The following is a 6,643-nucleotide window of genomic DNA, read 5'->3' as shown; positions in this document are numbered from 1 at the left end:
GACGATAGCCGATTATCGCGTATTCGTTTCCGGTGCCGTTCACGAGCCCGGCATCTATCTGGTCATCCCCGGAACGACGATTTCCGATCTGCTCGTTGTCGCCGGCGGTCTGGTCGACAACGTCGATCTGACGACCTTCGAATTGACATCGACCACGGTCGACAACGCCAACGGGACGTCGACGACGTCGCGCGCCTATTTCCCGGCGACGCCCGACATTTTGGGCCACACTTTGCTGAAAGCGTACGATCGGCTGACGTTCCGTGAGGTCTATTCGGACAAATCCAACGGCTCCATCACCATCGACGGAGAGGTCCGCTATCCGGGCTCGTTCGACATTCTGCGGTCCGAGAAGCTGAGTTCGGTGCTTCAGCGCGCCGGCGGGTTCACCGATGTGGCTTATCCGGAGGGTACTGTTTTCCTGCGCACATCCGTGGCCAGGGCGGAAGAGATCGAAAACCAGCGTACGGTCAACGATCTGCACAGCCAGCTGCTGACTTATTTGACCAAGCCGCAACAGAATGGCGCGCCGGCTGTATCGGGTGACACGATTGCCGCGTTGCAGGCGTTGATCACGCAGACCGCAAATGCGCCGGCCCTGGGTCGCGTTCCGGTTGTCGCCAGCCTGTCGGACCTCCAGAAACACCCGGAACTCGACATCATTCTGGAGCCCGGCGACGCCATCGTCATTCCTCGCCGCCCGTCGACCGTACTGGTGATGGGCGAGGTCATGCGTCCCGGCGCCCAGCGCTTCATGGGTTCGAGTTCGGCGGACAGCTATGTCGACATGGCGGGGGGAACGACCGAGCAGGCTGACTCCTCGCGGATCGTGGTCGTGCTTCCTGACGGCTCGGTGCGTACCGGCGGCAGTTCGTGGCTGAACTTCGGATCGGACTCCGATATTCCGGCGGGCAGCACGGTGTATGTTCCGCGCAAATTGGAAATCACCAATTTCCGTCAAATCTTGACGGACACCATCCAGATCGTCAGCCAGCTTGCCACGACTGCCGCGGCGTTGGCAGTCCTGTCCAAGCAGTAGCGCCTATGCTTCGGGGCTCGACATGGCGGGCCGGTCGTACGGTTTGCGCGTGGCTGTTCTGCCTGCTGGGTGCGGCATTCCTTCTGCCGAGCCCGGCGGCCGGCGGCGTGTGGGCGCAAGCGAACGACGCGCAAACGCGCTCCGACGTCGAAATGCTGGTGGCCGAGGGTGTGCTCGACACGATCACCACCCAAGGGCCGCAGCCTTGGTCGGGAATGCTCGGCCAGCTTCAGGATGAGCGCAAGACCGACCTTCTGCCGGCAGAAGTCCGCGAAGCCGCTGCGCGCCTGTTGTTTCAGGGCAAGTCCGATCTCGATGTTCACCATCCCCATCTGTCGGCGGTAATGGATATTGCGACCGATCCCGCGACGGTGCGCAGCTACGATGCGCTGGGACGCAGCGATGTCCAGGGCCAGTTGGTTTACGAGTATCTGGCGACGAGCACTGCGCTGCATTTGGCGATCGGCGGTCAAAAGGACAGTGGCTCGGACCGGCAGCATCTGGTGTTCGACGGCAGCTATATCGCCCAACGCATCGACGGCATCGTCGTCTATGCCGGATATAAGGAGCACTGGTGGGGACCGGGGTGGATTTCGGCGTTGTCGCTTTCGACCAATGCGCGGCCCATGCCGCAGGTTGGGGTCACCCGTATCCATTCGACCCCGTCCGATTCGTGGTGGCTCAGCTGGCTCGGTCCTTGGCAGTTTGACGCTTTCATCGGCTTGCTTGATGGACCGCGGATCGCACGCAACACCGGGTACGTCGCCGTCCATTTTGCGTTCAGTCCCACCCCCGGCCTGGAGATCGGGCTGTCGCGCACGACCGAGATTTGCGGCAGGGGCCATGATTGCGAGCCGCTGGTCGACTATTTCACCTTCAGCAACGACTCGTCGCACGTCAATCGGACCAACGAGCAGGGATCGATCGAGATTCGATACACCGGTACGGCGTTGTCACGACCCTATGCCGTCTATGCCCAGTTCATGAACGAGGATACCAACCCGTTCATCAACGCCACCAGCAGCAGGCTGTTCGGAGGCACCGTCTGGCTGCCGTTTGAGGGCCTAACCGGCCGTCTGACGCTGGAATACGCCAATACAATTCCGACCAAGGACATCTGGGGCGGTGATGTCCAGCACGGCGAGGCGTACAACAATTACGATTATATCGACGGGATGAGGTACCGCGACCGATCGCTTGGCTTCAGCCTGGATAGCGATTCGGTCCTGTATTCCGCGCAGGCGAGCGTCGTTGATCCCGATCGGCGCACCTGGAGCCTCACCTATCACCGCGCCCTGGTGTCGACGCCTCTCAACACCCTCCGAAATGCCGTCACTCCGACACCGGTGCGGTTCAACGCGGTCGAGGCACGGATCTCGTCGCCGCTGCAATGGGGCGACTGGAAAGCCCGTGTCGATGTAAGCGGGCGCTGGCAGGACGACCAGCCTCGGCCCCAGCACGGCATCCAGCTCGCTTTCGAGCTTGTGCTGAAGTTCGGCATTTAAATCTCACGCGTTCAGGCGTCTTCGCATTCGCCTCTGGCCGGCTGCCGGAGCAGCGACGGGCAGATTGTGGCGAGTTTCGCAGCCGGTCGTATTGTTCCGTTTGCGGGTAATCAGTCGGGCGTCACGCGTCACGATCGCATGCGGGTGCGAAAATGATGTCGTATTATCGTAAACGTATCTTGCCAACAAAAATTGCAATTGAATTTCATGTCAACCAACAAAAAAAAGCAGTTGTAATCTATCACAACGAAACGAAACGCTGGAAACGGAACTCCGAATGGCGGTATTTACTGAGTAGCAAGTGGTGCGCCGCGATCCATAAACTGCAATCGCAAGATTAGTTGTGACGTGATGCGTATATCGGTACGCGTGCTTGTCATGGATCGGTCTTAACTTTTGTGCATAGGTATTCTTGTCCGCGCATGACGCGACATTCTGGGGCGTGTTGAGGGATGGGAATGGGGAGTGAACTTGCGCTGATATCGATTGCCGTCGCCATTACGGGCGCTGTTTGCATGCGCGCGGTGGTGATTGGCAAGCGGTTAGGCGTGCTTGATCATCCCGATAACGTCCGTAAGCGTCATAGTCGTGTAACGCCTCAAGTCGGCGGTGCCGCCGTTATCGCCGGTCTGCTGTTCTGGCTGATTGCGGGTGGCAATCATGCCGCACCCGATACGACGTTGGTGATGGTTATAGAACTTTGTGGTGTGGGTGTGGCCCTGGTCGGGTTCACTGACGACCAGAAGGGTGTATCGCCTCTCGCCCGCTTGGCATTTTTGAGCGTTTTTGTCCTGCTGGCGATGGTGCTCGATCACAACCTCGTTGTTCCCCGCATCAACTCCGAGACATTCGGTGCGGTGAGGGTTTCTATCGGCTTCTATTACGTGCTGATCGCGGTTGCCGCGCTTGGCGTGGTCAATGCCGTGAATATGGCCGATGGCCAGGATGGTGTTGCCGGCGGGATGTTCGTGATCTGGACGGCCTGCCTGGCGATGTTGACGACCGGAACCGCGCAAGCCATAGCCGGCATGCTGCATGTGCTCTGCCTGCTGTTCCTGCTTTTCAACCTGAAGCCCAAGGGCAAGGTATTTCTTGGTGACTGCGGTTCGTACGGGATCACCTTTATCATCGGTCTCCTGGTGATCATGGCCCACGCCCGCGGGCAGGTGCCGATCGAGACCATCATCGTCTGGTTCTTTATCCCCATCCTGGATTGCCTGCGCCTGCTGGTGTCGCGGGCTCGCCAGGGTCTGTCGCCGTTCGAGCCGGATCGCGACCACTTCCATCACCGCCTTGAGGATCGCTTCGGCAAGACCTGGGGTCTCGCCTGCTATCTCAGCTTGGTCGGGGTCACCTCGATCCTTTCGACCTTGGCGCCGCATTGGGCGCCGGTATGTCTTTGCGTTCTATCGGGCTCCTATGTGGGGCTGTCGATGAAGCGCCTTACAGCCCTGCCGGAGCCCAGCATCAGCCATATCGTCGACCTGCGTGCCAACAACGTGGTGTCGATGATCACTGACAGCAGTCGCGGGCAACCGCGCGCAGTGCAGGCGAAGGGCGGTAAATTGTAGGGCAAGACCGTGGCGAGCCTTCTGCAGGCCTCGCCGTTGCCAATTCCGTCCCATCGCGCAATCGATCCGATTTCCGATGTCCGCACGCGAGGACGAGGTGTGCAGCATAGGGAAAGCGCGCGCCTAATCGTCTCCTCTTACGAGCGGAAGACCCCGTGACGTTTTTCGAAGTGGGATTGTCGCGTGCACAGCGATTCAGTCGAGGGTTCCGGGGGCGGATTGTAGCACATGCATGGGTCGCCATCCGGTGGGGTATCAGGTGGCGTGATGCGCGCAGCGTCCGAGCGCGTCGTGTTGCTCGCCGGGCTGGTCGTCGATGCCGCCGGACTGGCGATGATCTTGAGCCGGCGTACTGCGACCGGTGCCACCGGCTCGCGCTATTATGTCAGTCCGACCACATCCGCAGCCGATCGCACCTGCCAGCGCATTCCGGCGACGCGCCTCGATCGCTGTGTTGTCGGTGTCCTCAAGCGGGTCGGATTGCTGCAGTCCGATTGGCAGCCAGCGGACGTGTCTGCGATTTTGCGCCGCGTGGTGGTCTATCCCGGCTCTCTCGAGTTGCTGCTCAACAGTCGGGCGTGTCTGGCGCTGTGGCGGTCGCAGATGCCGGCGATGGGGCGTGCAAGTCTCGCCAAGATTCTGGATGTGGTCGAAGTCGCGCTCGCTCCCGATGAGGAGCTTAGTGAAGTCGGCACGACGTTGTGCTTGTCGACGCCGCGATATTCCCGCAATCGTTGTGTTCGCGATCGAGGCCACCACCGCGAGCCGGTGCGGCCTACGGAAAAGGAGGGATTGAATACAATCGATTAAACAGAAGACGGATTAGATGGGGATTTCCCTCTCCTTATTTTCAGTAAGCATACGAGAAGGCACAGTGTGTCGGGAAACCGCGCATGGCGGCACCGTGCGCCTTGCAAATGGAAGGCCGCATGCTTTCCTAGCGCAATGGCAGATGACCTTCGCGAGCGCGGGCGCTGGCTTGCCCGGAACGTGCTTCCGCACGAAGCGCTGGTGCGCGCCAAGTTGAGCGCGATTTCAGTTTATGGACTCGATGTCGAAGACGTCGTCCAGGAAATGTACGCGCGCATCCTGCAGGCGCCGTCGCTCGATACCATCCGCTACCCGCGGCAGTATGCCATTCAGACCGCCAAATCGATCGTGATCGATCATCTGCGCCATTCGCGCGTGATTTCGATCACCTCGACCGGCAGCCTCGATGCGCTCGATTTGCCGCTGCCCGAGGCCAACACCGAGGAACGCCTTGAATTTCAGGGTGAAATCCAGGCGGTGGCGGAGGCGCTGGCGCAGCTGCCGGCGGTGTGTCGCGAGGTCCTGATCCTGCGCCGAATGGAAGGGCTGTCACAAAAAGAAGTCGCGCAGCGCCTTAAAATCTCCGAAAAGACCGTCGAAAAACATATGGCGAATGGCGTCCGGCTGCTGATTAAGTTGTTCGGACGGGGAGGGAAATCACGGATACGTTCGTCCTTTAAGACGGAGGAACTGTGTATCGACGATGTCGACGGTAAATCACGAGATTGACAGACAAGCGGCTGACTGGGCCGTGAAACGGGACTTGGGAGCGTTGGCTCCCGAGCAGCAGGCCGCGTTTGACGCGTGGCTTGCGGCCGATATCCGTCATCTCGGCGCCTATGGCAGGGCCGAAGCAGTCCTCGGACGGCTGGAGCGTTTCCACAGCGGCGCCGTCGGACAGCTGCGTGCCTGCCAGCCGCCGGAGCCGTTGTTGGCGCGGCGGCGGGTGATCATGATGGGCGGCATCGCGGCAAGCCTGGCGGCGATCGGATTTTTCGGCGCGGCATATTGGCAGTCGGGCCAGGAGCAGATTTTCGCCACCGGCCTCGGCCAGGTGCGGGAAGTTCCGCTCGCGGACGGTTCGTTGATCGTCCTTAACACCAACTCCAAAGTCTCCGTCCGCTTCACCGACGCCAGGCGCGAAATTCATCTGCTGCAGGGCGAAGCTTTGTTCGATGTCGCCAAAAACAAGAAGCGTCCCTTCATCGTCAGCGCCGGCGATATGCAGGTCCGCGCGGTCGGTACCGCGTTCACCGTATCGATGCTGCCGCAACGCCCGATCCGGGTGGTGGTGAAAGAGGGCGTTGTCGAGCTCAATCGTAACGGTCCGGTGAAAGGACCACCAGTACGGGTAAAGGCGTACACGCAGGCATTGGCGCCGAGCGACGCTCCGATTGTAGCGGCGGGGGTTGCTCAATCTAAGCTAGATCGTACGCTGGCGTGGCAATTTGGCCGGTTAGATTTCGACAACGAGACGTTGCAAGATGCGGCCGCGGAGTTCGCGCGCTATAGCGACGTGCGCATTGTCGTCGATCCGGCCGTGGCCAACCGGACCGTTACGGGTTTATTCGTATCCAACGATCCCATCGGATTTGCCAAAGGTGCGGCCAGGGCGCTCAACCTGAACATCCAAGTCAGCGAGCGCGAAGTACGGCTTTCAGGCAGAACGGATGGGGCCCCATAGGGAAATCGTGAAATCGCCCGTCAACTGTGTGAGT

Annotated in this window: 6 protein-coding genes; all 6 read left to right on the top strand. The window is 60.3% G+C overall.

Annotation, left to right across the window (positions count from 1 at the left end; genetic code table 11):
• Positions 1–1,039 (top strand): SLBB domain-containing protein (locus AC1P6P_RS01675; protein ID WP_481400696.1); only part of this gene is annotated, 1,039 nt, incomplete at its 5' end.
• Between the two features lie 5 nt (positions 1,040–1,044).
• Positions 1,045–2,544 carry a capsule assembly Wzi family protein gene (locus AC1P6P_RS01670; RefSeq protein WP_481400695.1) on the top strand — a complete coding sequence of 500 codons (1,500 nt, stop codon included), beginning with the start codon at positions 1,045–1,047 and terminating at the stop codon, positions 2,542–2,544.
• A gap of 458 nt (positions 2,545–3,002) precedes the next feature.
• Positions 3,003–4,115 (top strand): glycosyltransferase family 4 protein, encoded by a 1,113-nt coding sequence (locus AC1P6P_RS01665; protein WP_481400694.1) that lies wholly within the window; start codon positions 3,003–3,005, stop codon positions 4,113–4,115.
• Positions 4,116–4,382: 267 nt separating this feature from the next.
• Positions 4,383–4,925 (top strand): hypothetical protein, encoded by a 543-nt coding sequence (locus AC1P6P_RS01660; protein WP_481400693.1) that lies wholly within the window; start codon positions 4,383–4,385, stop codon positions 4,923–4,925.
• Between the two features lie 135 nt (positions 4,926–5,060).
• Positions 5,061–5,654, top strand: coding sequence for an RNA polymerase sigma factor (locus AC1P6P_RS01655; protein WP_481400692.1), 594 nt, complete (start codon positions 5,061–5,063; stop codon positions 5,652–5,654).
• Positions 5,629–6,609: a FecR family protein gene (locus AC1P6P_RS01650; protein ID WP_481400691.1), complete on the top strand. Its 981-nt coding sequence runs from the start codon at positions 5,629–5,631 to the stop codon at positions 6,607–6,609. The genes AC1P6P_RS01655 and AC1P6P_RS01650 overlap by 26 nt, the downstream gene beginning before the upstream one ends.
• The last annotated feature ends 34 nt before the right edge of the window (positions 6,610–6,643 follow it).

This window comes from Rhizomicrobium sp. (assembly GCF_056722145.1).
Note: the sequence above shows the minus strand (reverse complement) of the source record. Positions and strands in the feature narration are given on the sequence as shown.

Bases quoted from the DNA above. Each gene is read 5' to 3' on its own strand.
- AC1P6P_RS01650 (WP_481400691.1), top strand. From the start codon at position 5,629: ATGTCGACGGTAAATCACGAGATTGACAGACAAGCGGCTGACTGGGCC.
- AC1P6P_RS01670 (WP_481400695.1), top strand. From the start codon at position 1,045: ATGCTTCGGGGCTCGACATGGCGGGCCGGTCGTACGGTTTGCGCGTGG.
- AC1P6P_RS01665 (WP_481400694.1), top strand. From the start codon at position 3,003: ATGGGGAGTGAACTTGCGCTGATATCGATTGCCGTCGCCATTACGGGC.
- AC1P6P_RS01660 (WP_481400693.1), top strand. From the start codon at position 4,383: ATGCGCGCAGCGTCCGAGCGCGTCGTGTTGCTCGCCGGGCTGGTCGTC.
- AC1P6P_RS01655 (WP_481400692.1), top strand. From the start codon at position 5,061: ATGGCAGATGACCTTCGCGAGCGCGGGCGCTGGCTTGCCCGGAACGTG.